The organism is Stenotrophomonas lacuserhaii (genome assembly GCF_039674585.1).
GTDB classification, from domain to species: Bacteria; Pseudomonadota; Gammaproteobacteria; order Xanthomonadales; family Xanthomonadaceae; genus Stenotrophomonas; species Stenotrophomonas pennii_A.
In genome coordinates, this window is the sequence record NZ_JBDJNU010000012.1 from 1 (window position 1) to 25826 (window position 25826).

The window sequence follows — 25826 nt, forward strand, 5'->3', positions numbered from 1 at the left end:
TTCTGTGGCGAACGGCTGGGCCCCTCGCGGGCGGCGTTTTGCGCTGGGTCTGGGGTGGGCCGGGGGCCGCCCGCCGCGTATGAAAAAGAGAAAAAGCGGTAGCGCCGACCCCTGGTCGGCGAGCGCAGCGGGCCGTTGGCGGGAACATTCCGCCGACCATGGGTCGGCGCTACCGAAGGTTCCCTCGCCGCCATGGACCTGTCGAAGGTGGGGCGGGGTGGGTTGGCGCGGGCGATCATCGAACTGACCGCGGGCACCACGCCGGTAGGCGATGCGCTGCACTATCCTGCTCCGCAGTCCTGACACCTCCCTCCACCGCCCACCGGGACTCCATCCATGCCCACGCCAGATACCAGCGAACGCCGCCGACAGTTCCGCGCGCTGCACCAGCACGGTTGCTTCGTACTTCCCAATCCGTGGGATGCCGGCAGCGCGCGCTACCTGCAGAGCGTCGGCTTCAAGGCACTGGCCTCGACCAGTTCCGGCCATGCCTGGAGCCAGGGCAAGGCCGATGGGGCTGAGGACCTGGAGCAGGTGCTGGCGCATCTGCGCGAGATGGTCGATGCCACGTCGCTGCCGTTGAATGCGGACTTCGGCGATGGCTTCGGCGCGACGCCGGCCGATGTCGAACGCGCCGTCCTGCGCGCGGCCGACACCGGCGTGGCAGGCCTGTCCATCGAAGATGCCAGCCCGGATGCCTTCCAGCCGCTGCGGCCCTTGGATGAAGCACTGGCCCGGTTGCGCGCCGCGCGCGTGGCGATCGACCGTTCGGGTGCGGACGTGATGTTGATCGGTCGTGCCGAGAATTTCTTCGTCGGCCAACCCGACATCGACGACACCGTGCTGCGCCTGCGTGCATACGCCGACGCGGGCGCGGACTGCCTGTATGCGCCGGGCATCGTGCAGCGCGCGCACATCGAGGCGGTGGTGGCCGCAGTGGCGCCGAAGCCGGTCAACCTGCTGGTCGGCGGCCCCAGTGCGTTCACCCTGCAGGACATCGCCGCGATGGGCGTGCGGCGGGTCAGCCTGGGCGGCGCTTTGGCACGCGCGGCCTGGGGTGGTTTCATGCAGGCCACCCAGCTGCTGCAGGAACAGGGGAGCTTCGCCGGACTGGAAGGTGCGACGTCCGGGGCTACGTTGAACGCATTGTTCGACCGGCCCACGCAGCGCGATGCCTGATGCAAGCCGCCGGGCATGGTTGGCGCTACCGGGTTTCCGGTCCCTGCAACCGTGACTGCCAGGATTCCACTTCGTTGCGCTGCAGCCGGTTGGACAGCAGCTTCTTCCACGATTCGGTCAGCGGCAGTTGGCTGGCTTCCTCCAGCACGCTGCGCTCCAGGGTACGGTCGAACAGCACATGGCCGAGCCGGCGCAACGACCAGTCCGGGCACACCCGCTCCACCACGGTCATCGTATCGCCCGGCGTCACCCGACCACCTTCCAGCACGCGGTAGTACCAGCCGGTGCGGCCGCTGGACTGCATGCTGCGCGCCATGTCCGGCAGGCCGAAGCGGTCGTTGAGCTTCCAGCAGGGCTGGCGGCCCTGCGACACCTGCAGGGTGGCCGTGCCGACCCGGATCACGTCGGCCAGGTGGATCGTATCTTCGGTCCAGCCCACACTGGAAAAGTTTTCGCCGAAGGCCCCGCTTCCGTCCAGCAAGGCGTGCGGGTGCGAGCTGCGCCAGAACGCGTAGTGGTCGAACGGATAATGATGGATCGCTTTCTCCGGCCCCCCATGCACGCGGCGGTCGCCCTGTTCATCACCTTCGATGCCTTCGGCATGGATGCGCACCGGCCCGGTGACCGGCACCTTGGCGATCGCGCTGCAGCTTCCCGGACGCGTGTACGGCACCGCGCGTCCGGTATGGATCGCGTCCAGCTGCACTTCGGCCGGCCTCGTGCTCATCGCGCTGCGCGCGCCTCGCTGCGCAGGTTGCTGCGGGAATCGGCGATCATCTCCAGCATCGCCTGCCGGGCCTGCTCGGGCTGCTGCGCCGCGATGGCCTCATGCACGCGGGCATGTCGTGGCAGCGAATACTTGAAGTCCGCGTCGGCCTTGCGCGCGGACAGCAGCAGGTAACTGCCCAGTGCGGTTTCGATCACGCTGAACAGCGGACGCAGCAGCGCATTGCCGGTCGCGTCCAGCACCGCATGGTGGAAGCGCAGGTCCGCCGCCGCCCAGGCCTCCATATCCTCTGCCGCCGCCATCGCGCCATACGCCTGGCCGATACGCGCCAACTGTGCATCGGTACGCCGCTGCGCGGCCAAGGCGGCCGCTGGCGGCTCGATCAGTTCGCGCATCTCGGCCAGTTGTTCGACGAATTCCAGCGTGGGCAGCGCCGCGCCGTGCCAGGACAGCACGTCCGGATCCAGCAGGTTCCAGTGTTCGGATTCCCGTACCCGCGTGCCGATCTTCTGGCGGGTTTCGATCAGCCCCTTGGAGCCCAGCACACGCAGTGATTCGCGAAGCGCGGTGCGGCTGACCTGCAGCTGCACCGCCAACCGTTCTTCGCGCGGCAGTATTTCGCCGGGCTTGTACTGGCCGGCCACGATCAGCTTGCCGAGCTCGTGCACGATCTGCCCATGCAGGCTACGACTGGACGTCGCCATCATGTCCGGACCTGGTCGGGAGCGCGTGGTGGTTGCATGGCGCAAGTATAGACCGGCCCCGTGCGCGCCCCCTGCAGGCCCCTGGTCACTGCAGGCTTGCGCCGGCCCAGGCCACCACCGGCGTGCGGGCTCCGTCTGCTGCTGCCGCTTCGGCCACCAGTTCCAGCACCTGCACGCCCTGCACTGCTACCTCGATCCGTGCCGGCGCCTGCCCGCGTCGCACCGGCGCGCTGGTGAACAACGGCTTGCCGTCCCCGTAGACCTTGAACACCACGCTGCCGGACGCAGCCGCCGCACTGTCATCCACACCCGCCAGCGCAGTGAAGCGCTTGAAATCGCGCGATGCCAGCACTTCAAGCCGCGAGTTGGCGTGGATGCCGATACCGCGCGCATAGGGCTTGCCCGCGATGCGCAACGGCCCGCCCTGCGGCGTGCGGTCGACCCGTGGAGTGCCCGACACCTCCGCCGGCCGGGCGCTGTAACCGGGCAGGCCGTCCACCGCCACATGGATGCGGCCGGTGATTTCGCCTAGTGGCGTGGCGTCGTTCGTATCGGGCGTCCCGCTGACCTTCAGCAGCACCGCACCATGGGCTGGCAGGGTGAAGGCCAGGCCGCCTCCGGTGGCTGGGACGTCGCGTTGTTCCCACAGATCACGCGCCCGGATCGGGGCGGCGTCGCTGAGCAGCATCTGCGCGGCGCTCACCCGTGCCTCCACCGTTGCTTCGCCCCGGTTGAACAACAGCACGCCGCGTTCGCCGCGGGTGGACAACGGCTTGACCAGCACCTGCAGCGGCCCCTCGCTTGCGACGATCCGGCCCTGGTTGCCGGCCGGATCCTGGTTCAGTGCGATCACCTCCGGATTGGACAGCAGCGCCACCTGCGCCGGGGTGGCATGGTTAAGGTCGAAGCCCACCAGCAGCGGCGCCGCCAGGATGGCCCACATCGAAAAATGCGTGCGCGCTTCGGTCATGTGGTCGGCACCGAATTCGCCCAGTCCCACCGCCAGCATGTCCGGATCATTCCAGCGCCCCGGGCCGGCATACAGTTCGCGGCGTGATGCGGTATCGAAGTTGTGCAGCATGCTTTCCCAGGTCATTTCGATGTCCGGGCTGGTACGCCACAGGTTGCCGTGGCGGCCGCCCCAGTTGCCCACGCCGGCTTCGCCCCATGGGCAGATCGACAGCACGAAGTCGTTGTCCGGGTTGACCTGTGCCAGCAGCCTGCCGACCCGCGCATACGCGCCTTCGACCTTGTCCGCATCGGTGGCCTGGGCATCGGCACGCACGATCAACGGACGCCCTTCGCGGTAGGTCGCGCTCGCCAACGCCTTGCTGCCCACGCCGAAATCGGCCAGCCCACAGGCGTCGACCTTGATGTAGTCGAACCCCCATTCCCCGAACATCGTGGCCAGGTCGCTGGCCTCGAAGCCTTCCAGGCCGATCTCGCGCTGCGCCGTCGTGCCCACCGGCAGGTTGGGGCTGTGCGCATCATGCGCCTGCGAGCAGGCGTTGCGCCCCACGTCGGTGTACAACCCGGCCTTGAAGCCCATCGCATGCAGGTGGTCGGTCCACGGCCGCAGGCTGGGCGGCCCGCTGCGGCTGGCCGCCATCGGGAACATGCGGGTGCGGATCTGGATGCCGCCGTCGGCGCGACGCTGCAGCCACCAGCCATCGTCGATGTTGATGTAGCGGTAGCCGGCCTGCTGCATGCCGTTGCGCTTGATGGTTTCCGCCACCGACAGGATCTTGTCCTGGGTGACTTCGGTACGGAATGCATTCCACGGGTTCCAGCCCATCGGCGGCGTTGCCGCCGCGCCGTGTCCGTACACGCTGAAGTGTCCGCTGGGTTGCAGGTCTTCGCGGGGCTCGGCGGCGATGCCGGACAACGGAGCCAACGCCAGGGCGACGGCAAGCAGGGTCTTGCGGGTCATGCTCTCTCTCCTCACCAGAACAGGGTGTACAGGGCGACCAGGATCGCGACGACCGCGATCGCCCCCACGTTGAAGGACGGGCGCGTTGCATACACCACGTCGTCGGTGCGCACCACGTCCTTGCCCGGCGCGGCGGGGGTGGCCAGCGAAACACCGACCGCCAGCAGCAGCGCCAGCAGGAACACCAGGCCGACACGATCGATGAACGGCAGCGACGGCCAGGCCAGCTTCAGCACCACCGACAGCACGAACGAACCCACCGCCGCCGCCAGCGCACCGGCTTCGTTGGCGCGCTTCCAGAACAGGCCCAGCAGGAAGATCACCACGATGCCCGGGGTGAAGAACCCGGTGTATTCCTGGATGTACTGGAACGCCTGGTCGAAGCTGCCCAGCAGCGGCTTGGCGGCCAGGATGCCCAGCAGCACCGTCACCGCCGCAGCGATGCGGCCCACCCGCACCAGCGTCGCCTCGGCATGCGGTCCTTTGCGCTGGGCGTAGAAATCCAGGGTGAAGATGGTCGCCACCGAATTGATCTTCGAGGCGAGCGAAGCCACGATCGCCGCCACCAGCGCGGCGAATACCAGGCCGAGGATGCCGGTGGGCAGCAGCCGCATCATGGTCGGGTACGCTTGGTCCGGTGCGTCCAGCCCGGGCGCCAGCATCACCGCGGCGATGCCCGGGACCACCACGATGACCGGCATCAGCAGCTTCAGGAAAGCAGCGAACAGCACGCCCTTCTGCGCCTCGCCGATGTCCTTGGCGGCCAGCGCGCGCTGGATGATGTACTGGTTGAAGCCCCAGTAGCTGATGTTCATGATCCACAGCCCACCCACCAGTACGCTGATGCCCGGCAGATCCTTGTAGAACGGATTGTCCTTGCTCAGGATCATCTCGAAGTGGCCCGGATGGGCTTCCCACAGGCGCTGGAACCCGGCCATGATGCCGGCGCCCTGGCCCAGCTGGCTTAGCGTCAGCCCGGTCACCAGCAGCCCGCCCAGCACCAGCAGCGAGACCTGCACGATGTCGGTCAGCGCCACCGCCTTCAGGCCGCCGTAGAGCTGGTACAGCAGCGCGAACACGCCGATCAGCACCACCGCCAGCATCTGGTCCATACCGGTGACCTGGCTGACCGCGATCGCGCCCAGCCACAGGATGGAGGTGACGTTGACGAACACATACAGGCCCAGCCAGAACACTGCCATCAGCGTGCGGATGCGGGTGCCATAACGCTGCTCAAGGAACTGCGGCATGGTGTAGATGCCATTGCGCAGGAATATCGGCAGGAACCACTTGCCAACGATAAGCAGGGTCAGCGCGGCCATCCACTCGTAGGAGGCGATGGCCAGGCCGATGGCATAGCCCGAACCGGACATGCCGATGATCTGCTCGGCGGAAATGTTCGCAGCGATCAGCGACGCGCCGACCGCCCACCACGGCAACGACTTGCTGGCCAGGAAGTAGTCCTTGGCATCCTTCGCGTGGCCGGCTTTCTCCCGCGAAACCCACTGCGCCAGCACGAATACAGCAGCCAGGTAGACCAGTACGATGGAGGTATCGAGCACCGAAAGTTGCATGTCCTGCTTCCTTGAGGCGAGTGCCGGGATCTGTCACCGGCGTTCGGAGTGGTAAGAAGTAACCGTTGCGCCTGGCTTCCGCTTACACCGGCAGCTCGCGCGCACGCGCGAGCAGGTACAAACCCTGCGCCACGCTGTCTTCGGCGTGCCGCGTTGCCGATCGCCCCAGCAGTGCCAGCGCGGAAATATAGGCATCGGCCAGGCCATCGGCGGCCATCACGTGCAGCGGGCCACCCTCTGCATCGATGTCCTGCACTTCCGTGCCGATCAGCAGGCCGGACAGGTAACTGGCCAGCTGCGCCGGCTGCAGCTGGTCGAACAGCGCGCGGGTGCGCACGCTGAACAGTCGATGCAGCAGGCTGCCTTCGCGCCCGGCCAGTGCGACGCCCTCGGCAAAGGCGGCCGCATCATGCGGCGCATCCACCATCATCCGGCCGAGCAGGCTGTGCTGGCGCAGTACCGCGAACAGCTCTCCGGTCATGAACGTGCTGAACCGCTTGATGCGCCCCTCCACCACGTGTGCGTGCTTGCTATGCGTACCCGGCAACAGCACAGGATGGCTGCCCGGCCCCAGCACCGGCAGCAGCGCGCACAGCTGCGTCTCTTCGCCACGCATGACGTCCGGCACTGCGTGCGCGTCCACGCAGCTGAGGCCGGGCACCAGCCACAGTTCGCGCGTGATGGCAGCGTCGTCCAATCGCCGCATTCCCGCCGCGATTTCAGGCAGCCCTGCCGGGGCCTGCACATAAGGCACCTCCATCCAGCCTTGGCGGCTGCCCACCATCCCCGCCATCACCACCAGCACATCGTCCCAGTCGTGGATCAGGGCCTCCAGCACCTCGGCAAACCGTCCGTTGGCGTTCAGCAGCCCCTGGTCGGAGCGACGGCTGTCCACTATCCGTCCGTCGCCGTCCAAGCGGAACGCGCGCAGGCTGGAGCTGCCCCAGTCGATGGCGATCATGCGTCTGCGAACCGAGGTTCAGGCAGGCCCCGCGCACCCTGCAGCACGGCCTGGAACACACCGCCGCTGCCAGGCTGCGCGTGCAGTGCGGCAGCGTCCAGCCCATCCCGCGCGGAGGTGACATACAACGTGCCCAGGTCGTCGCCGGCAAACGCCACGCAGGTCGGTTGCGATGCAGGCACCGGCACGCGCAGTTCGACCTCACCGGCGGCGGCGTAACGCACCACCTGCCCCGCCCCCCATTGCGCACCCCACACACGTCCATCGGCATCCACGACGGCACCGTCCGGCTCGGCCCCGCCTTCGATGACCGCGAACACGCGTGGCTCGCTGACCGTGGCCGTGGCTGCGTCGTAGCCGACGTGCATGATCCGTCCCTGCAGCGAGTCGCAGTAATACATGCCCCGCCCATCGGGATCGAAACAGATCCCGTTGGCGATGACCACCGGCTCCAGGGCAAGCGGACGCAGACCCTGCCCGAGCGAATACTGGTGAAAGCGCGCCGTCCGCGCATGCGCGGGATCTTCGTTGATGCAGCCGAAAACAAAGTTGCCGCTGCGATCCAGGCGGCCATCGTTGATGCGCATGGCCGCCCCCTCCATCGGCACATCCACCAGGTGGTCGCAGGACACACCGGTACCGGCAGCGTGGCGCGTGGGATCAACGAAATACAGTGCGTCTTCCATCCCCAGCAGCAACCGGCCTGACTCACACAGCGCCAGCGAACCTACCCGACCCGGCGTGCTCCACCATTGGGTGCTTCCCGCGTCAGGGCTGCCGCGCCAGATGCGCCGGCCCTTGATGTCAGTCCACCACAACACCCGTTCGCGCGCGCACCAGACAATGCTTTCGCCCAGCGTGCAGCGGCTGTCGAACGCCAATGCGGCGGTCGGCAGGGTGCGGCCCTCGCCCATGCTTACCATTCGGCCACGCTCCCGTCTTCGTGCCGCCACAATGGATTGCGCCAGTCACCGGCGCGTCGCGCGCGTTCGATCACCACCTCTTCGTCGATCTCCACGCCCAGCCCCGGCAGGGTAAAGGGCAGGATCGAACCCGTGTGCATAGTGAAGGCGTCCTTGTTCCTGACGTAATCCAGCAGCTCGCCATCGGCGTTGTAGTGGATGCCGATGCTCTGTTCCTGCAGTACTGCGTTCCAGCTGGCGAAATCCACGTGCAGGCAGGCCGCCAGTGCCACCGGGCCGAGCGGACAATGCGGGGCCAGCGCCACGTCATGGGCTTCGGCCATCGCGGCGATCTTCATGCATTCGGTGATGCCTCCGGCATGCGAAAGATCCGGTTGCACGATCGACAGACCGCCCCCCGCGAACACGCTCTTGAACTCGGTGCGCGAGAACATCCGCTCGCCGGCCGCCAGCGGAATGGCGGTGTGTTCGGCCAGGCGCGGGTAGTACTCGGCCTGTTCGGCCAGCACCGGTTCTTCGATGAACAACGGGCGGTACGGCTCCAGTTCGCGGATCAGCGTCTTGGCCATCGGCCAGCCCACGCGTCCGTGGAAATCCAGCCCGAACTCGATGCTCTGGCCGAATGCCTCACGTATTCCAGCCACCTTGGCCACGGCCGCGTCGATGGTGCGGCTGGGCGCCAGCAGCGGCATTTCCTCGCAGGCGTTGAGCTTGAAGGTGTCATAACCCAGCGCCACGCGTGCCCGGATCTGTTCGATGATGTCCGCTGGCCGGTCGCCGCCCACCCAGCAATAGGTCTTCATGCGGTCACGCACCAGCCCGCCCAGCAGCTGGTACACCGGCACGCCCAGCGTCTTGCCCTTGATGTCCCACAGTGCCTGGTCGATGCCGGCCAGCGCGCTCATGAACACCGCGCCACCGCGGTAGAACCCCCCGCGGTACATCACCTGCCAATGGTCGTTGATGCGCGCCGGATCCTTGCCGATCAACTGCTCGCCCAGCTCGTGCACGGCCGCTTCCACGGTCCGCGCGCGGCCTTCGATGACCGGCTCGCCCCAGCCGACCACGCCTTCATCGGTGTCGATCTTCAGGAACATCCAGCGCGGCGCCACGCGGTAGGTGCTCAGGCGGGTGATCTTCATGCGTTCGCACTCCGCAGGGCGGCAACGAAGGCGGCCGCATGGCGCGCGGTCGTCGCCGCATCCTGGCCCGGGCGATACAGCTCACCGCCCAGCCCGGCGCCGGCGCAGCCGGCCTGCAGGAACGCGCCCAGGTTGTCCGTCCCGATACCACCCACCGCATACAGCGGCACGTCTGCAGGCAGTACGGCTTTCAGCGCACGCACGTAGGCAGGACCAAACTGTGCCGCAGGAAAAAGCTTCAAACGCTGCGCACCGGCGGCCAACGCAGCGAAGGCCTCGCTGGCGGTGGCAAACCCGGCGGCGATGTCCAGTCCACGCGAACGTGCATGCGCGATCACCACCGGGTCGGTGTTCGGCGTCACCATCAGCCGCGCGCCGCTGTCCGCCAGGCGGTCCACATCGGCGATGTCCAGCACCGTGCCGGCGCCCACCTCGGCGTGGCCGTCGGCTTCCTGCAGGGCCAGCTGCACGCTGCCCAGCCAGTCCGGGGAGTTGGTGGGTATTTCAATCTGGGCGATGCCGGCATCGATCAACACGCGCACGTGCGCGCGCACCTCGGCCGGGGTGATGCCGCGCAGGATGGCGATCAGCGGAAGCGGGGAATGGGTCATGGCGGGCTCAGTAATAGAGTTGGCTGCGGCCGCCATCGATCAGGATGTCGGCGGCATTGATGAAACGGGCTTCGTCACTGGCCAGGAACAACGCGGTCTGCGCGACTTCCGACGCTTCGCCGATGCGTTTGGGTGGCAGCAGTGCTTCCTGGTCCAGGCGTGCCTGGGCGGGATCGGGCTGTGATTCGAACCAGCGTTCGATGCGGTCCACCAGGATCAGTCCGGGGGATATGGAGTTGAACCGGATGCCCTTGTCGGCGTACTCCAACCCGAGCGCCTTGGTCAGGCCGATCAAGGCGTGCTTGGCCACGTTGTACGGGAAGGCGCCCTGGATGATGCGATGGCCGTGCACCGAGGCGATGTTGACCACCGATCCACTGCCCTGCGCCAGCATGCAGGGCAGCACGGCGCGGGCGAAGTTCCAGTGGCCGCCAAGGTTCACATCCAGGTTGCGTTGCCAGGTCTGCGAAGACACCTCCAGTGGCGACGAAAACACATCCATGCCGGCATTGCTGACCAGCACGTCAACCCGGCCGTGGGCTGCCACCACGCGTTCAACGAAGGCCGCCACCGCGTCGCCATCACTGACATCGCCCTGCTGGAAGAGCGCACACACCGCGTCGTTGGCGCTGGGCGCGGCCTGGTCGTAGCCGGCCACGATGGCGCCGTGCGCCTGGAACAGTCCGGCGATGGCACGGCCGATGCCGTTGGCCGCGCCGGTGACGATGGCCACTTTGCCGGCCAGCCGCTGTGCGGGGTCAGTCACTGCACTCATGGGGTGTCCTTGCTGAAGCGATAACGGATGCGGTTACGGTAGACCGCGCCGGGCTGCAACGTGATGTCCGGGAAGCCGGGCTGGTTCATCGCATCGGGATAGGCCTGCGGTTCAATGCAGAGGGCCGCGCGTGCGCGGTACGGCCTGCCCGATGCACCCTGCAGGCTGCCATCGAGGAAGTTTCCCGAATACACCTGCACGCCGGGCTGGTCGCTCAGCACGTCCAGCACGCGCCCGGAATGCGGATCATGCAGGCGCGCCGCCGGGCGCACGCCGGCGTCTGCCGGGGCATCGAGAATCCAGTAATGATCCAGGCCCCCGGCGACCTGCAACTGGGCATCGCCAGTGACCGAGAGCGCTTCGCCGATCGCGCGTGCGTGGCGGAAATCGAATGCGCTGGCGGCCACCTCCGGCCGTTGTCCGGTGGGCGTGAGTGCTTCGCCCAGCGCCACCATGCGCGATGCGTGCAGCGTCAGAAGATGCGCGTCCACCGCGCCCGCCCCTTCGCCGGCCAGGTTCCAGAACGGATGATGGGTCAGGTTGACCACCGTGGGACGATCGCTGGTGGCGGCGTAGTCCACGTGCAAGGTGTTGGTGTCATCCAGCCGATAGTCCACGGTGACCGTCAGCGCGCCCGGGAAGCCCTGGTCGCCATGCGGACTGACCAGCTGCAGCCGCGCCCTGTCAGCGCGCACGCCCAGCCATTCCCAGTCGCGTGAGTCGAATCCTCCGGGCCCGCCGTGGTGGGTGGTCCGGCCATCGACCGAATCGAGCGGATGATGCTGGCCGTCGAGCAGGAAGCCGGCCGTGCTGATGCGTCCAGCTACCCGCCCGATGCTGGCACCAAAGAATGACCGACCCGACGTCCGCTGGCTCTGCTCGGGATGTCCGAGCACCACGTCTGCGAACTGCCCGCCACGGTCCGGCACCCACATGCCCGCCAGGGCGGCGCCGCGCTGCACGATCTCTGCCCGTAGCCCGTGGGCGTTTTCCAGCATCACCATGCAATCCACGCTCCACGCCAGGGAACTCCAAGGGCACCACGATTCCACAGGTCCGGACGTGGTGCGACGCGGCCAACGGCCTGGTTCGCAATAAATCAAATAATACTACAATTGAAAAGTTGCACCGCAACATGGGTTGCGCCGTGCATGCCTGTCTTTCCTGCCCTCCCCAATACCCAGCAGGACACCCGGATCTGCTGTCCCACGGGTCAGGCATTCAAGTACACGAGGATAAGGAAAAACGAGAATCACGCCGGGCTCGGAGGCCGATCCCTCCTGTCACAGGCCGGCGCAGGCCCGGCCGTCGCATCCGCCGCCATTGCTGCGGTGCCCGACCCGCACCACGGTGTCCTCGCCGGCGGTATCTCCCCTGAAAGCCCGAACTTCCTGCAGGGCTACCGCTCCGGCACCCATCCAGCGAGGAGTGCCACCCGTGACCTACCTGCCATCCTGCAGCCTGCTTTCCCTCACCGTGCTTTCCGCCGCGATGCTCTCCGTACCTGCGGCGGCCGCCGAGCGCATTCCCCTGCATCGACTCGACCGCGCCGCAACCGCGGCGTTGACCAACGGCAGCGCCGACGCCTCTGGGCTGCCGTCGATGCTCGGGCTGGATGCCGGTTCCAGCCTGCAGCTGCTGTCCAGCCGCATCGACCGCAACGGCGTGCAGCATCAACGCTTCGAGCAGTTGCACCAGGGCATCCCGGTGTTTGGTGAACATGTGGTGGTCGCCACCACGACCACGGGCCAGGTGCGGAGCCTGTTCGGTACGGCGGTCGCCTCGTTGCAGGCCGAGGTTCCCGATGTGGCACCCCGCATCGACAGCGCGCGTGCTGCGGCCATCGCCAAGGCCAGTGCCCCCGGCATGCGCGCCGACGGCATGCAGATACAGAACCAGAACCAACGGCTGGTGATCCATCTCGATGCACACGCGGTGGCACGGCTGGCATGGGTGGTGGATTTCCTGGCCGAGGGCGAGGGCCAGGCCCCCAGCCGGCCTTTCACCATCGTGGATGCGATGGACGGCAACGTGCTGCAGCAGTGGGAGGGCCTGGCCACGGCGAAGATCGGCACCGGTCCGGGCGGCAACGAAAAGACCGGCCAGATCGCCTACGGCGCGAGCGTGCCCTACCTCGACGTGACGGTTGAAGGGACGAGCTGCACCCTGGAAAACGACAACGTGAAAACCATCAACCTGAACCACGGCGGATCCAGTTCAACAAGTGCAGCACACAGCTTCAGCTGCCCGCAGAACACAGTCAAAGCCATCAATGGTGCCTACTCCCCATTGAACGATGCGCACGCCGCTGGCGGCGCCGTATTCGACATGTACCGCGACTGGCTGGACACCGCACCGCTGCGGTTCCAGCTGGTGCTGCAGGTCCATTACGGAACGGGGGTCGAGAACGCAGTCTGGAATGGCCGCAACATGTGGTTCGGCGATGGGATGTTCAGGTTTCATCCACTGGTTGCACTGGACGTGGTCAGCCATGAGGTCTCCCATGGTTTCACCGAACAGAACTCCGGACTGATATACAACAGCCTGCATTCCGGCGGCATGAACGAGGCCTTCTCGGATATCGCCGGCGAGGCAGCCGAGTACTACCGGAAAGGCAGCACCGATTTCCTGTCTGGCGCGGAGGTCTTCAAAGGGCCAGGCGCGCTTCGCTACTTCGAAGACCCGACCCTCGACGGCAAGTCGATCGGGCACGCGCGCGATTTCCGTCCGGGCATGGACAACCATTACTCGTCCGGCGTCTACAACCGGGCCTTCTACCTGCTTTCGAACCGTGAGGGCTGGGACCCCCGAAAGGCGTTCATTGCGATGGCGACGGCCAACCAGAACTACTGGACTCCAAGCAGCACGTTTGAAAGCGGCGCCTGCGGCGTCATCGCCGCTGCGCTGGACCTGGACTACCCGATAGAAGACGTGGTGGTCGCATTCGATGAAGTCGGCGTGCGCTGCGATGCCTGAGCGCGCCGTGGCGTGATGCCGGCAACCGGATCCGGCAGGCATCGCGCCTGCCGGGCCATCGCCGCGCCATCAGCGCTTCCCTGGCCCGCCCGTCGAGCCGCGCAGCATCAGGCTGAAATCCAGCGTCTGCTGAAGCGGTACATCCCGACCTTCGATGATGGCCAGCAGCAGCTTGACCGCGCAGGCGCCGATCTCCCGCATCGGTTGCCTGACGGTGGTCAACGCCGGCGTCAGGTAACGCGACGAGGCCAGGTCGTCGAAGCCGACGATGGACAGTGCATCCGGCACGCGGATGCCCAGGTCCCGGCAGGCCGCCAGCGCGCCCAGTGCCATCTGGTCGCTGAAGCAGAAGATCGCGGTCGGCGCGGGCACGCGGGCCAACAGCGCCAGCGCCGCCGCGTGGCCGGATTCCACGGAAAAGTCGCCCGGCTCGACGATAAGTTGGCGCAGGCGGCCGCGCGCCCTGCAGGCGGCCCGGACGCCTTCCAGCCGTTGCTGGTGCAGCGGATTGTCGGTCGGCCCGCCGACCACCGCGATCCGCTCGTGGCCCAGCCCGTACAGATGTTCCATCACCGCGCGCGCGGCGGCCACGTTATCGATGTGGACGCTGGGGATGCCCAACGCGGGATCGAACTCGCAGCCATTGACCACCGGCGCCGTGCTGCCCAGCTGCTGCACGATCGCGCACGCGGTCGGTGGCAGGCGATGGCCCAGCACGATCAGCCCGTCGGCCTCGTTGCGCCGGAGCATCTGTGCGTAGCGCTCTTCGCGTTCGGGTTGATGCTGGGTGTCGCCCAGCAGCACGGCGTAGCCGACCGCCTGCGCGGCGTCCTCGGCGCCCTGCAGGATCTGCGCGAAGAACGGATTGGCGATGTCCGGCACGGTGACCAGGATCTTGCCGCTGCGCTGGGTCTTCAGCGTCCGGGCCACCGTGTTGGGGACATAGCCCAGCGCGGCGGCGGCGTGCTCGATGCGGCTGCGCGTGGCCGGCAGGACTTTGTCCGGCCGGGACAGCGCGCGCGACACCGTCCCGGCAGAGACGCCGACGTGTTTTGCGATGTCGTAGATGGTGGCCATGGTTTTCCGGTCTTCGGTTCCGCTGTGCACTGCACAACAGCTGTTGCAGAGGGCCCTGCTAGGATAATGCAATCGATTGCATCAAGGGCGAATCAGCTTGAAGACGCTCAAGGGTCCCGCGCTGTTCCTGGCGCAGTTCATCGGCGACACCCCTCCGTTCGATCAACTGGACACGTTGGCCGGATGGGCTGCAGGGCTGGGCTATTCCGGCCTGCAGGTACCGACCGGCGATCCCCGCCTGTTCGATCTGGCCGAGGCGGCGCGCAGCCAAGCGTACTGCGATGACATCGCCAGCATGCTGGCCGCCCGCGGCGTGCAGATCACCGAACTGTCCACCCACCTGCAAGGCCAGCTGGTCGCCGTCCATCCCGCCTATGACACCCTGTTCGACGGCTTCGCGCCGCCGGACAAACGCGGCGATCCGCCCGCGCGCCAGGCCTGGGCAGTGGAGCAGCTGCTGCTGGCCGCCAAAGCCAGCCAACGGCTGGGTCTGAAGGCGCACGCCACGTTCTCCGGCGCGCTGGCGTGGCCCTACTTCTATCCCTGGCCGCAACGTCCACCCGGGCTGGTGGAAGAAGCCTTCGCCGAACTCGGCCGTCGCTGGCGCCCCGTCCTGGATGCCTTCGATGCCTGCGGGGTGGACCTGTGCTTCGAAATCCACCCGGGCGAGGACCTGCACGATGGCGCGACCTTCGAGCGCTTCCTCGAGGTGGTGGACCACCATCCGCGCGCGAAGATCCTGTACGACCCCAGCCACCTGCTGCTGCAGCAGATCGACTACCTCGGCTTCATCGACCGTTATCACGCGCGCATCGGCATCTTCCACGTCAAGGATGCGGAGTTTCGCCCCAGCGCGCGCAGTGGCGTGTATGGCGGCTACCAGGACTGGATCGATCGCCCGGGGCGGTTCCGTTCGCTGGGTGACGGCCAGATCGACTTCAAGGCGATCTTCTCGAAGTTCGCCCAGTACGATTTCCCGGGCTGGGCGGTGCTGGAGTGGGAGTGCTGCCTGAAGCACCCGGAAGACGGCGCGCGGGAGGGCGCCGCCTTCATCCGCGACCACATCATCCGCGTGACCGAGCGTGCCTTCGACGACTTCGCCGACAGCGGCGCGGATACGCAATCACTGCATCGCATGCTGGGGATCTGAGCCACCACCGCCCTGGGAGGGGTAGCCATGACGTACGCCATGTCGCGCTTGGGCGCGATGATGTTCCTGCAGTTCTTCATCTGGGGCGCATGGTTCGTGACCCTGGGCACGTACCTGGTGCAAGGCCCGCTGCAGGCCAGCGCCAGCCAGGTGGCGACCGCTTTCCTCAGCCAGTCCATCGGTGCCATCGTGGCGCCGTTCCTGGTCGGCCTGGTCGCCGACCGCTATTTCGCCGCTCAGCGCATCCTCGCGGTGCTGCACCTGGCCGGCGCGGTGTTGATGTGGATGGCCTCCACGGCGACCGACTTCGGCACGTTCTCCGCCTGCGTCATGGGCTACATGCTGCTGTTCATGCCGACCCTGGCGCTGGCCAACAGCGTGGCGATGCGGCACATGCACTCGCCTGAAAAGCAGTTTCCGCTCGTGCGCGTCGCCGGCAGCGTCGGCTGGATCGTGGCGGGCGTGCTGATCGGCTGGCTGGGCTGGGAGCAGGCGCATCGTCTCGAACTGACCTTCCAGATGGCGGCCATCGCCTCGCTGGTGCTGGGCCTGTATGCCTTCACCCTGCCGCACACGCCGCCGCTGGCGCGGCAAGGCGACGCCGGGCTGGGGCAGATCCTGGGGCTGGATTCGCTGCGGCTGCTGAAGTCGCGTTCCTACCTGGTGTTCTTCCTGGCCTCCATCGCCATCTGCATCCCGCTGGCGTTCTACTACAACTTCACCAACCCCTACCTCAACGATCTCGGCGTGCGCGGCGCGGCCGGCCTGCAGTCGCTCGGCCAGGTGTCCGAAGTGCTGCTGATGCTGGCCATGCCGTTCCTGTTCGTGCGGCTGGGCGTCAAGACGATGCTGGCGGTGGGCATGGCCGCCTGGGTGGTGCGCTACGCCATGTTCGCCTTTGGCGATGCAGGCGCTGGCTTCTCCCTGCTGGTCATCGGCATCGTGCTGCACGGTATCTGCTACGACTTCTTCTTCGTCACCGGGCAGATCTACACCGACGCACATGCCGGCCCCGCCGCGCGCAGCAGCGCGCAGGGGTTCATCACGCTGGCCACGTACGGCGTGGGCATGTTGATCGGCACCTTCCTGTCCGGCGCGGTGGTGGAGCACTACACCAGCGCGGCCGGTCCGGACTGGCAGAAGATCTGGCTGTTCCCCGCAGGCGTCGCGCTGGTCGTGCTGGTCGCCTTCCTGCTGCTGTTCCGCGACCGGCCGGTGGTCGCGGCCGCCCCTTCCACGCCCTGAGGACCCCACTTGATGAGCACGCTTGGAATCGCCATTGTCGGCGCCGGCATGATCGGCGCGGTGCACCGTCGCGCGGCCCTGCTCGCCGGTGCCACGGTACGCGGCGTGGCCGCCTCATCGCCGCAGCGCGCCCGCGAGGTGGCGCAGTCATGGAATGTCCCGCGCGCCTACCGCGATATCGACGAAGTGCTCGCTGATCCGCAGGTCCAGGTAGTGCACGTCTGCACGCCCAACCACCTGCACCGCGGCATGGCGCAGGCGGCACTGGAAGCCGGCAAGCACGTGATCTGTGAAAAGCCACTGGCTGCCACGCGCGAAGACGCCGAGGCCCTGGCGGCATTGGCCGCTTCGACCGGGCTGGTCGCCACGGTGCCCTTCGTCTACCGCTACCACCCGGTGGTCCGCGAGGCCCGCGCGCGCATCGCGCAGGGCGAACTGGGCCCGCTGCACCTGATCCATGGCAGCTACCTGCAGGACTGGCTGCTCGACCCGGCCAGCAACAACTGGCGCGTGGACCCGGCGCTGGGCGGCACCTCGCGGGTGTTCGCCGATATCGGCTCGCACTGGTGCGACCTGGTGGAATGGGTCGGCGGCGAGCGCTTTGCCGAGGTCAGCGCGGCGTTCGCCACGGTGATCGGCGAGCGCGGCGCCCTGGCCGGGCAGAGCTTCAGCACGCCGGCGGCAGGTGGCGCGATGCAGCCGGTCACGAGCGAAGACGTAGCCGCCGCGATGTTCAGGACCAGTGCGGGCACCCTCGCCTCGCTGACGGTCAGCCAGGTATCGGCGGGCCGCCACAATCGCCTCTGGTTCGAGATCGACGGTGCCAGGGCGAGCGTGGCATTCAACCAGGAAGACGCCGAGCGGCTGTGGATCGGCCGGCCCGACCAGCGCGAGGAAATCTTCGTACGCGGTCCGGGCGCCGGCAGTGCCGAACAACGCCGACTGGCGGTGCTGCCGGCCGGGCATGCGCAGGGCTACGGCGCGTGTTTCGAGGCGTTTGTCGCCGACACCTATCACGCCATCGAAGGCGAGCGGGAGCACGGCCTGCCGACCTTCGAAGACGGCGTGCGCTCGGCACGGATCGTCGACCGCGTCATCGCATCGGCCAGGTCCCGCGCCTGGACCCCCATCGAATGAATCCCGGAGAACCGCTGATGAAACGACCTGCACGCCGGACCACGACGCTCGCCCTGCTGTTGTTGGCTGCCCTGCCCGCCTTCGCAGGCCAGGCGGCCGCCGCACAGAAGCCGATCGCAGTGCAGATGTATACGCTGCGCGACGCCGGCTCGCTGGACCAGCAGTTGAAGATCGTGCATGACGCGGGCGTGCAGGCGGTGGAAACGGTCGGCACGCAGAACGTCAGCGCCGTGGAACTCAAGCGGTTGCTGGACCGCCATTCGATCAAGGCGGTGTCCTCGCACGTGCAGTTGGCAGAGCTGCGCACCGACCTGGACAGCGTGATCGCCTTCAACCGCTCGATCGGCAACACGACGCTGGTGGTTCCGTACCTGGACGAGCAGGACCGCCCGACGGACGCCGTCGGCTGGACCGCGCTCGGCCAGGAACTGGGCCGCATCGCCAAGCGGGCGCGCGCCAACGGCATGCGCATGGCCTACCACAACCACGACTTCGAACTGGTCGAGTTCGACGGCATGACCGGCCTGGAACTGCTGTTCGCAGCGGCCGGCCCCGACCTGCAGACCGAGCTGGACCTGGCCTGGGTCGCGCGTGCAGGCCATGACCCGGCGGTGATGCTCGGGAAATTCCGCGGCCGGGTGTTCGCGGTGCACGCCAAGGACAATGCGCCCAAAGGCCAGGCCGACGACGAAGGCGGTTTCGCGGCGGTCGGCCAGGGCGTGCTGGACTGGAACACGATCCTGCCCGCTGCGGCGGCCGCCGGAGTGCAGTGGTACATCGTCGAACACGACCATCCGCATGATCCGGCCACCGTCATCCAGACCGGCGCGGACTATCTGCGCGACCATTTGCCCGCCACCCTGCCCGCCCGCGCACCGCGCTAGCACGCGAAGGAGCCCCGTTTGAGCAAGATCCTGACAATCGCCGCCCTTCTATCGACGTCGATGCTTGCGTCCGCAGCATGGGCCAAGGACGACCCTGCCGCCGGCGAGAAACTCTACGCAACCCACTGCACGGCCTGCCATGGCGCCGATCGCGCGGGCATGCCCGGCGCGTTCCCTGCGCTCACCGACGTCGGCAAGCGGCTGCAACCGGCGCAGATCAAGGAGAAGATCAGCAAGGGCGGCGGCCTGATGCCGCCCTTCTCGCAGCTTTCCCAACAGGAAATCGACGACATCACCAGCTTCCTGGCGAAGTAGGATCGTGGCGCCGCGATGGCGCCGTGCGCTTACAGTTCGCGCACCCAGATGTTGCGGTAGCTGACCGCGGAATCGTGTTCCTGCAGGGAGATCGGCGCGCAGTCATGCGGCGCATACGAAGGCGCCCCGATGTACTCGGTCTTCCCCGCCAGCACCGTGTCATCCTGCACCAGCACGCCGTTGTGCAGCACGGTGATGCGCGCGGGTGAAACCAGTCCGCCACCCGGCGAGAAGCGCGGCGCCTTCCAGATGATGTCGTAGGCCTGCCACTGGCCCGGCGCACGCGAGGCGTTCACCAGCGGCATCGCCTGCTTGTAGATCGAGCCAGCCTGGCCGTTGGCGTAGGTCGGGTTGTCGTGACTGTCGAGCACCTGCAGTTCGTACAGCTCCTGCAGGAAGATGCCACTGTTGCCGCGGTCCTGGCCGTCGAAACCCGCGGTCGTGGTGGGCGCGCGCCATTCAACGTGCAGCTGGATATCGCAGAAGCGCTGGCGGGTGCGGATGCCCTTGCTGCCCGGCACCACCGTCAGCGCGCCGTCGGCGACGCGCCATGGCACGCGTCCGCCCTGCTCGGACGCCCAGGCGGAAACATCCGTGCCGTCGAACAGCACGATCGCATCGGAGGGTGCGCCGCCGATGGGGGTGGCCACGCGCGCAGGCACCGGTTTCCAGACCTCGGTCCGGGTCGGATCGCGTGCGGGGTCGCCGCTGGCCTGCGCGAAAACAGGCGCGGTGACCAGCAGGCAGGCAGCCGCCAGCAGGGGGCGGATCATCGTGTTCTTCATCAGCTGGTCCCCCACGCGGGCGTGCCGGGAACATAGGCGAGATCGCCCTCGTAACGGCCGGGGACGGCGACGTACTTCAGGACTTCGGTCGCGCCGACCTTCGAGGTGAAAAAGCCGAAGATGGTCAGTTGCTTGAGCATCGTGAAGTAGTGCGGCACCGCGTCGGCGGCTTCTGCGGTGCCCGTGTCGTCCACGTCGACGATGCGTTTCCTGGCTTCCGCATCCAGCGTGCGCAGCAGTTCGGTGCGGTCCTGCGCGGTGAGCGACACGAACGGGCCGCCGGCGCGCTTGTCGATGTCGGCCAGGCCGGCACGGAATGCCGACTGCTGCTCGGCGGTGTAGCAGTCGGTGACGAACGTCGCCATGAAGGCCCCTGCGCCGGTGTCCTTCGCCCCGGGGGTGGCGGTACGCGGCAGGATGGTCTCGGCGATCTCGTCCAGCGTGGCGACATCGGCGGCGGAAAAGGCAGTCTTCGACCCCGCCGCAGGCGCCTGTCCGTTGACCAGCGCAGGCAGGCCGACCATCGCCGCACCGGTGGCGGCAACGATCATCTTCAACAGTTCGCGGCGGTCCATCAGAGCGTCCCCGCTTTCAGTTCACGCACCGCGTGGTCGGCCGCCCGCGCGGTCAGCGCCATGTAGGTCAGCGAAGGATTCACGCAGGCGCTGGAGGTCATGCAGGCGCCGTCGGTCACATAGACATTGGGCGCATCCCAGACCTGGTTGTGCTGGTTCAGCACGGAATTCCTGCGCTCACGGCCCATGCGCGCGGTCCCCATTTCGTGGATGCCCTTGCCCGGGGCGTAGTCGTTGTCGTGCATCTTCACGTCCTTGACCCCGGCGGCCTCCAGCATCTCGGCGGCGTCTGCGGCCATGTCCTTGCGCATTGCCGTTTCATTCGCGCGCAGGGACACGTCCATCGCCAGCACCGGCAGCCCCCACTTGTCTTTCCTGTCGCTGTCCAGGCGGATCGTATTGTCATGGTGCGGCAGCATTTCCCCGAACCCGGTCATGCCGATGCGCCAGTCGCCCGGCACGGTCAGCGCGTCCTTCAGATCGGCGCCGATGTTCATTTCGGCGATCTCGCGCGACCAGCCGTTGCGGCTGGCGCCACCCTGGTAACCAAAGCCGCGGGAATAGCCACGTTTGTCATCGGTGCTCACGTTGCGGAAACGCGGAACGTAGAAGCCGCAGGGACGACGGCCGAAGTAGTACTTGTCATCGTAGCCCTCGACCCGGCCGGAGGCGCCAGCACCGAAATGATGGTCCATCACGTTGTGGCCCAACTCGCCGGACGACGACCCCAGCCCACCTTCCCAGACATCGGTGGCCGAGTTCATCAGCAGCCAGGTCGAGTTGAACGAGGAGGCATTGAGGAAGATGACGTTGGCGGTGTACTGGTAGGTCTGTCCGTTTTCCGCGTCGATGATCTCCACGCCGCGCGCGCGTTTTCGATCCCTGTCATACAGCACTTCCTTGACGATCGAGAACGGCCGCAAGGTCAGGTTGCCGGTCTTCATCGCTGCCGGCAGCGTCGCCGACTGCGTCGAAAAATACGCGCCGAAGGGGCAGCCCAGGATGCACTTGTTGCGGTACTGGCAGTTCACCCGGCCCTGTTCGACCTTCGGCTGGGTGATGTTCGCAGTGCGCGAGTGGATCATGTGGCGTGTGCCGCCGAAGGCCTTCTTGATCCGCGCCGCTACGTCCTTCTCGACGATGTTCAGCGGGATCGGCGGCAGGAACTCGCCATCCGGCAATACGTCCAGCCCCTCGCGCGTGCCGGCGATGCCGGCGAACCTTTCCACGTGGTCATACCAGGGCGCGATGTCGGCGTAACGGATCGGCCAATCGGTGGCGATGCCGTCCTTCAGGTTCGCCTCGAAATCCAGGTCCGACAGCCGATAGCTCTGCCGCCCCCACATCAGCGAGCGACCGCCGACGTGATAGCCGCGGAACCAGTCGAAGCGCTTGGTCTCGATATAAGGGGACTCTTTCTCGTTGGCCCACATGCCCTCGAGATTCTCGGCGAGGCCGTAATCGCGCATCAGCACCGGGAAGTCCGCCTTCATCGCCTGCGTGGGCCGGTTGCGATGCGGGAAATCCCATGCCTCCTTCATCGCGTTGACATAGCCCTTGACGTGCTCGATGTTGCGTCCGCGTTCGAGCATCAGCACCTTGAGGCCTTTTTCGGTCAGTTCCTTTGCCGCCCAACCGCCACTGATTCCGGAGCCGACGACGATCGCGTCGTAATGATTGTCTGCCATGGGTCCTGCTTCACCTTGGTGGATATCGTTTCAGACGTCGCAGAGGCGTATCGCCTCGCGCAGCGAGCCAACGGGATCGGGCGCCGCAGGCATGAACTCCTGCGCCAGATACCCATCGAAGCCGGTGTCGCGGATCGCGCGACAGATGGCCGGGTAATGCAGTTCCTGCTGGTCTCCAATCTCGTGCCGGCCAGGCACGCCTGCGGTGTGGTAATGCTTGAAACACGCGTGATGCCTGCCGATGGTGGCGATGATGTCGCCCTCCATGATCTGCATGTGGTAAATGTCGTAGAGCAGGCCGAAATGCGCCGAACCGATCCGCTGGCACAGCTCCACGCCCCAGGCGGAGTGGTCGCAAAGATAATCCGGATGATCGACCCTGGAGTTGAGCAGCTCCATCACCAGCACCACGCCGCGCTTTTCGGCATGGCCGAGGATGCGCTTGAGGCCAGCCTCGGCATGCGCCATGCCCTGCTGGGGGTCCATGCCGTTGCGGTTGCCGGAAAAACAGATCAAGTTGCGATAACCGGCATCGGCCACAAGATCGATGTGCCGCGTGTAACGCGCCACCAGTTCATCGTGGAACCGGCGATCAGCGAAGCCCTTTTCCAGGCTGATCTCCGCGCCGTTGCACATGGAGCTGTCTACGCCATGGGCCTTCAGCGTGGGCCAGTCGTCCGGGCCGACCAGGTCGATGGCGGCAAAGCCGAGGTCCTTGACCGTCTGGCAGAGCTGGGCGACCGACTGCCGTGGGAAGGTCCAGCGGGCGACGGAGTGCTTCAGGTTGCCTTTGAGCGGCGAGCTGGCGGTGTCTGCGGCGCGCGCGGGCAGGACGGTTGCAGCGCCCAGGCCGACGCTGCCGGCGACGGCCATGCGCAGCGCGTCACGTCGCGTCAGCACTCGGCCTTGGATCGATCCAGTCGGATGGCTGGGCATCTGCTTTCCGGCCTCCCAACCGGTATCAAACGCAACGATTCATCGAAATGCAATCGATTGCACCATAGGACACGCCATCGTTTTTTTGCAAGACGCAGTGCACGAAAATGCGTGTTGCGGGGCACAATACGTGGTGTGTCGTGCCCCTTTGGCACGCCCGTCGGCCACAAAAAAGCCCCGTCAAAACGGGGCTCTTTCAAACGTCTCGAAAGCTGGCAGCAGACGCTCCGTCAGAACGGAATATCGTCGTCAGCGAAGTCGTCCATCGGCGGCGCCTGCTGCGGCTGCTGCTGGGGACGCTGCTGGCCGTAGCCGCCGCCCTGACCACCCTGGCCGCCTTGGCGCTGACCGCCGCCGCCACCGCCACCGCCGTATTCCTGGCGCGGGGCCTGCTGGCGCTGCGGACGATCGCCGCCGTAGTTGCCGCCACCTGCTCCGCCACCGCCGCCGCCTTCACCGCGGCCGCCGAGCATCTGCATTTCATCGGCAATGATGTCGGTGGAATACTTTTCCACGCCGTCCTGGCCGGTGTACTTGTCGTAACGCAGGCTGCCTTCGACGTACACCGAGCTGCCCTTGCGCAGGTATTCACCGGCGATCTCGCCGAGCTTGCCGAAGAACACCACGCGGTGCCATTCGGTCCGCTCCTGCTGGTTGCCATCCTTGTCCTTGCGGACGCTGGTGGTGGCCAGGCTGATACGGGTGATGGCCATGCCGCCCTGGGTGTACTTCACGTCCGGGTCGTTGCCGAGGTTGCCGACCAGGATGACTTTGTTGATGCCACGCGCCATAGGAGTGTTCTTCCGTTGTCCGGGGACGGTCCGGGCGGGCCTTGGGGGCGCCGGCGCGGGACCGCCCCAGTGAATTGGGGGGATTGCAGAACGCCCCATGTTACCACCGGACGGGCGCTGGACTCGGGCGGGATTGGGTCGCGCGGGGTCGGGTTCTGCCTGCGTTGCCCCCCGCAGAGCGGGGGTCGGCGGCATGGGGTTTCCGGGGGTCGGCGGGGATGTTGGGCTGCGGGGGGATTCCGCCGAGCGTGGCCCGGCGCTACCGGTTCATGAGGGCGGCAGGGTCATGGGGGCGGCGGGGTCGCGCGGGTGGCTGGGGTCGGTAGCGCCGAGCCGTGCTCGGCGGCGCGCACCTGCAGATTGCAGCTTTGCCCATAGCCGCCCGGGGTCGTTCCGCGCAGGATGACGGGGCTGGTCCAGCGAGGCCAGCCAGGATCACAGTCCTGCGTAAGACGCTTCACCCCGCACTTTGCCCATGCTTGGCGTCCGGGCAGAGAATGCATCGTCCCGTCGGTTCCATGGCGGGCGGTGCGCGGGGATCTTCGGATCCACCGGGAAAATAGCGGGGTAGCGTCCCCGGTACTGTGACCCGCACCGTCCGCCACCTCGTGCCTCGGCGCAGGTGGCCTTCCGGCGTGGCGCAAACCAGCGACCCACGACTGCCCGTGGCATCATGAAGGCCGTCACCCCAGCGCCGCGTTCATGACCATCAAAGGCAAAGCCACGTCCCTGGACATCGCCCACCTGGCCGGAGTTTCCCAGCCCACGGTGTCGCGCGCCCTGCGTGGCAGCCCGATGGTCAATGCCGAGACCCGCCAGCGCATCATCGCGATCGCCCGCGAACTGAACTACAAGGTCGACAAGAACGCCTCCAGCCTGCGCCTGCGCAATGCCGGCACGCTGGCGCTGCTGTTCTTCGAAGACCCCACCACCGACGATTCGCTGATCAATCCGTTCTTCCACGCGATGCTGGGTTCGATCACCCGCGCCTGCGCGCTGCACGGCCGCGACCTGCTGGTGTCGTTCCAGCAGCTGTCCACCGACTGGCATACCGATTACGAAGACAGCAACAAGGCCGACGGCATCATCCTGCTGGGCTATGGGGATTACCACGAATCGCTGACCCGCCTGCAGCGACTGGTCGAGCAGGGCACGCATTTCGTGCGCTGGGGTGCCGCCCTGCCCGGCCAGCCCGGCGTTTCGATCGGCAGCGACAACTATCAGGGCGGCTTCGACATCACCGCCCATCTGCTGGACCAGGGTTGTACGCGCATCGCCTTCCTCGGCCATGCCTCGAGTCATTACCCGGAGTTCCAGGAGCGTTACCGCGGGCACGTGGCGGCGTTGGAAGCGCGTGGCCTTGCGGCCGACCCGCAGCTGCAGGTGGACGCCATCACCACCGAAGAATACGGGCAGACCGCCTGCGAACTGCTGCTGACACGCGGCGTGCCCTTCGATGCCGTCTGCGCGGCCAGTGACCTGATCGCCATCGGTGCACTGCGCGCCCTGCGCGAACACGGCCTGCGCGTGCCGCAGGATGTGCGCGTCACCGGCTTTGATGACATCCCGCTGGCGGCGTCGGTATCACCGCCGCTGACCACCGTGGCGCAGGACACCAAGCAGGCCGGCCAGCTGCTGGTGGAGAAACTACTGGCGCTGGTGGCCGGCCAAACCGCCGAAGGGATGAGCATTCCGGTGAAACTGGTGCTGCGCGAATCATCGCAGCAACGCTGAAAGGACC

Annotated in this window: 24 protein-coding genes; 8 read left to right on the forward strand and 16 right to left on the reverse strand. The window is 66.9% G+C overall.

All coding sequences use genetic code 11. The features are described from left to right. The first annotated feature begins 336 nt into the window (after positions 1-336). Complete coding sequence (locus ABE522_RS06855; protein ID WP_346591035.1) at positions 337-1179, forward strand: isocitrate lyase/PEP mutase family protein; 843 nt, start codon at positions 337-339, stop codon at positions 1177-1179. A gap of 25 nt (positions 1180-1204) precedes the next feature. Here ABE522_RS06855 and ABE522_RS06860 read toward each other — a convergent pair whose 3' ends face one another. From ABE522_RS06860 to ABE522_RS06905, 10 genes are all read right to left on the reverse strand, one after another. Continuing rightward, positions 1205-1906 carry an MOSC domain-containing protein gene (locus tag ABE522_RS06860; RefSeq protein WP_346591036.1) on the reverse strand — a complete coding sequence of 234 codons (702 nt, stop codon included), beginning with the start codon at positions 1904-1906 and terminating at the stop codon, positions 1205-1207. Continuing rightward, positions 1903-2613 carry a FadR/GntR family transcriptional regulator gene (locus ABE522_RS06865; RefSeq protein WP_346591037.1) on the reverse strand — a complete coding sequence of 237 codons (711 nt, stop codon included), beginning with the start codon at positions 2611-2613 and terminating at the stop codon, positions 1903-1905. The genes ABE522_RS06860 and ABE522_RS06865 overlap by 4 nt, the downstream gene beginning before the upstream one ends. Before the next feature lie 82 nt (positions 2614-2695). Next, entirely contained in the window at positions 2696-4540 is a 1845-nt protein-coding gene (locus tag ABE522_RS06870) for an NPCBM/NEW2 domain-containing protein (protein ID WP_346591038.1), read from the reverse strand. Between the two features lie 11 nt (positions 4541-4551). Beyond that, complete coding sequence (locus ABE522_RS06875; protein WP_346591039.1) at positions 4552-6114, reverse strand: sodium/sugar symporter; 1563 nt, start codon at positions 6112-6114, stop codon at positions 4552-4554. An 82-nt stretch (positions 6115-6196) separates the two neighbouring features. Continuing rightward, on the reverse strand, positions 6197-7075 hold the full coding sequence (locus ABE522_RS06880; RefSeq protein ID WP_346591040.1) for a 2-dehydro-3-deoxygalactonokinase: 879 nt from the start codon (positions 7073-7075) through the stop codon (positions 6197-6199). Beyond that, positions 7072-7989, reverse strand: a complete 918-nt coding sequence (locus ABE522_RS06885) for an SMP-30/gluconolactonase/LRE family protein (protein ID WP_346591041.1) — start codon at positions 7987-7989, stop codon at positions 7072-7074. The genes ABE522_RS06880 and ABE522_RS06885 overlap by 4 nt, the downstream gene beginning before the upstream one ends. 2 nt (positions 7990-7991) lie before the next feature. After that, entirely contained in the window at positions 7992-9140 is a 1149-nt protein-coding gene (dgoD, locus tag ABE522_RS06890; RefSeq protein WP_346591042.1) for a galactonate dehydratase, read from the reverse strand. After that, complete coding sequence (locus tag ABE522_RS06895; RefSeq protein WP_346591043.1) at positions 9137-9751, reverse strand: 2-dehydro-3-deoxy-6-phosphogalactonate aldolase; 615 nt, start codon at positions 9749-9751, stop codon at positions 9137-9139. The genes dgoD and ABE522_RS06895 overlap by 4 nt, the downstream gene beginning before the upstream one ends. A 7-nt stretch (positions 9752-9758) precedes the next feature. Further along, positions 9759-10526, reverse strand: coding sequence for an SDR family oxidoreductase (locus ABE522_RS06900; protein ID WP_346591044.1), 768 nt, complete (start codon positions 10524-10526; stop codon positions 9759-9761). Then, positions 10523-11530: an aldose epimerase family protein gene (locus tag ABE522_RS06905; RefSeq protein WP_346591045.1), complete on the reverse strand. Its 1008-nt coding sequence runs from the start codon at positions 11528-11530 to the stop codon at positions 10523-10525. The genes ABE522_RS06900 and ABE522_RS06905 overlap by 4 nt, the downstream gene beginning before the upstream one ends. Positions 11531-11963: 433 nt before the next feature. Here ABE522_RS06905 and ABE522_RS06910 point away from each other — a divergent pair, with 433 nt between their 5' ends. After that, positions 11964-13502: a M4 family metallopeptidase gene (locus tag ABE522_RS06910; RefSeq protein WP_346591046.1), complete on the forward strand. Its 1539-nt coding sequence runs from the start codon at positions 11964-11966 to the stop codon at positions 13500-13502. 69 nt (positions 13503-13571) lie between these two features. Here the strand turns inward: ABE522_RS06910 and ABE522_RS06915 are convergent, their stop codons facing one another. After that, positions 13572-14579 carry a LacI family DNA-binding transcriptional regulator gene (locus ABE522_RS06915; protein ID WP_346591047.1) on the reverse strand — a complete coding sequence of 336 codons (1008 nt, stop codon included), beginning with the start codon at positions 14577-14579 and terminating at the stop codon, positions 13572-13574. Positions 14580-14676: 97 nt separating this feature from the next. On the opposite strand from ABE522_RS06915, the gene ABE522_RS06920 reads away from it, so the two are divergent. Genes ABE522_RS06920 through ABE522_RS06940 form a run of 5 tightly spaced genes read left to right on the forward strand, consistent with a single transcriptional unit; the run spans position 14677 to position 19310 of the window. Continuing rightward, complete coding sequence (locus ABE522_RS06920; RefSeq protein ID WP_346591048.1) at positions 14677-15729, forward strand: sugar phosphate isomerase/epimerase family protein; 1053 nt, start codon at positions 14677-14679, stop codon at positions 15727-15729. A 27-nt stretch (positions 15730-15756) separates the two neighbouring features. Next, the gene (locus ABE522_RS06925; RefSeq protein WP_346591049.1) at positions 15757-16974 is read left to right on the forward strand and encodes a nucleoside permease; all 1218 of its coding nucleotides are present in this window, start codon (positions 15757-15759) and stop codon (positions 16972-16974) included. A 12-nt stretch (positions 16975-16986) separates the two neighbouring features. Then, a complete protein-coding gene (locus ABE522_RS06930) occupies positions 16987-18111 on the forward strand; it encodes a Gfo/Idh/MocA family protein (RefSeq protein ID WP_346591050.1) in 1125 nt (374 codons plus the stop codon). A 17-nt stretch (positions 18112-18128) separates the two neighbouring features. Beyond that, positions 18129-18995 (forward strand): sugar phosphate isomerase/epimerase family protein, encoded by an 867-nt coding sequence (locus ABE522_RS06935; RefSeq protein ID WP_346591051.1) that lies wholly within the window; start codon positions 18129-18131, stop codon positions 18993-18995. 60 nt (positions 18996-19055) lie between these two features. Beyond that, positions 19056-19310, forward strand: coding sequence for a c-type cytochrome (locus ABE522_RS06940; protein WP_346591101.1), 255 nt, complete (start codon positions 19056-19058; stop codon positions 19308-19310). Between the two features lie 29 nt (positions 19311-19339). Here ABE522_RS06940 and ABE522_RS06945 read toward each other — a convergent pair whose 3' ends face one another. The 5 genes from ABE522_RS06945 to ABE522_RS06965 all read right to left on the reverse strand — a co-directional run bounded on the left by ABE522_RS06945 (position 19340) and on the right by ABE522_RS06965 (position 24085). Beyond that, positions 19340-20083, reverse strand: coding sequence for a 3-keto-disaccharide hydrolase (locus ABE522_RS06945; RefSeq protein WP_346591052.1), 744 nt, complete (start codon positions 20081-20083; stop codon positions 19340-19342). Positions 20084-20094: 11 nt separating this feature from the next. Continuing rightward, positions 20095-20670 (reverse strand): gluconate 2-dehydrogenase subunit 3 family protein, encoded by a 576-nt coding sequence (locus ABE522_RS06950; protein ID WP_346591053.1) that lies wholly within the window; start codon positions 20668-20670, stop codon positions 20095-20097. After that, on the reverse strand, positions 20670-22358 hold the full coding sequence (locus ABE522_RS06955; protein WP_346591054.1) for a GMC family oxidoreductase: 1689 nt from the start codon (positions 22356-22358) through the stop codon (positions 20670-20672). Before ABE522_RS06955 ends, ABE522_RS06950 begins: the two co-directional genes overlap by 1 nt. A 30-nt stretch (positions 22359-22388) precedes the next feature. Continuing rightward, on the reverse strand, positions 22389-23231 hold the full coding sequence (locus tag ABE522_RS06960) for a hydroxypyruvate isomerase family protein (protein ID WP_346591055.1): 843 nt from the start codon (positions 23229-23231) through the stop codon (positions 22389-22391). Between the two features lie 293 nt (positions 23232-23524). Next, the gene (locus ABE522_RS06965) at positions 23525-24085 is read right to left on the reverse strand and encodes a single-stranded DNA-binding protein (protein WP_101098231.1); all 561 of its coding nucleotides are present in this window, start codon (positions 24083-24085) and stop codon (positions 23525-23527) included. Positions 24086-24787: 702 nt separating this feature from the next. On the opposite strand from ABE522_RS06965, the gene ABE522_RS06970 reads away from it, so the two are divergent. Then, positions 24788-25819, forward strand: a complete 1032-nt coding sequence (locus tag ABE522_RS06970; RefSeq protein WP_346591056.1) for a LacI family DNA-binding transcriptional regulator — start codon at positions 24788-24790, stop codon at positions 25817-25819. Positions 25820-25826 lie beyond the last annotated feature (7 nt).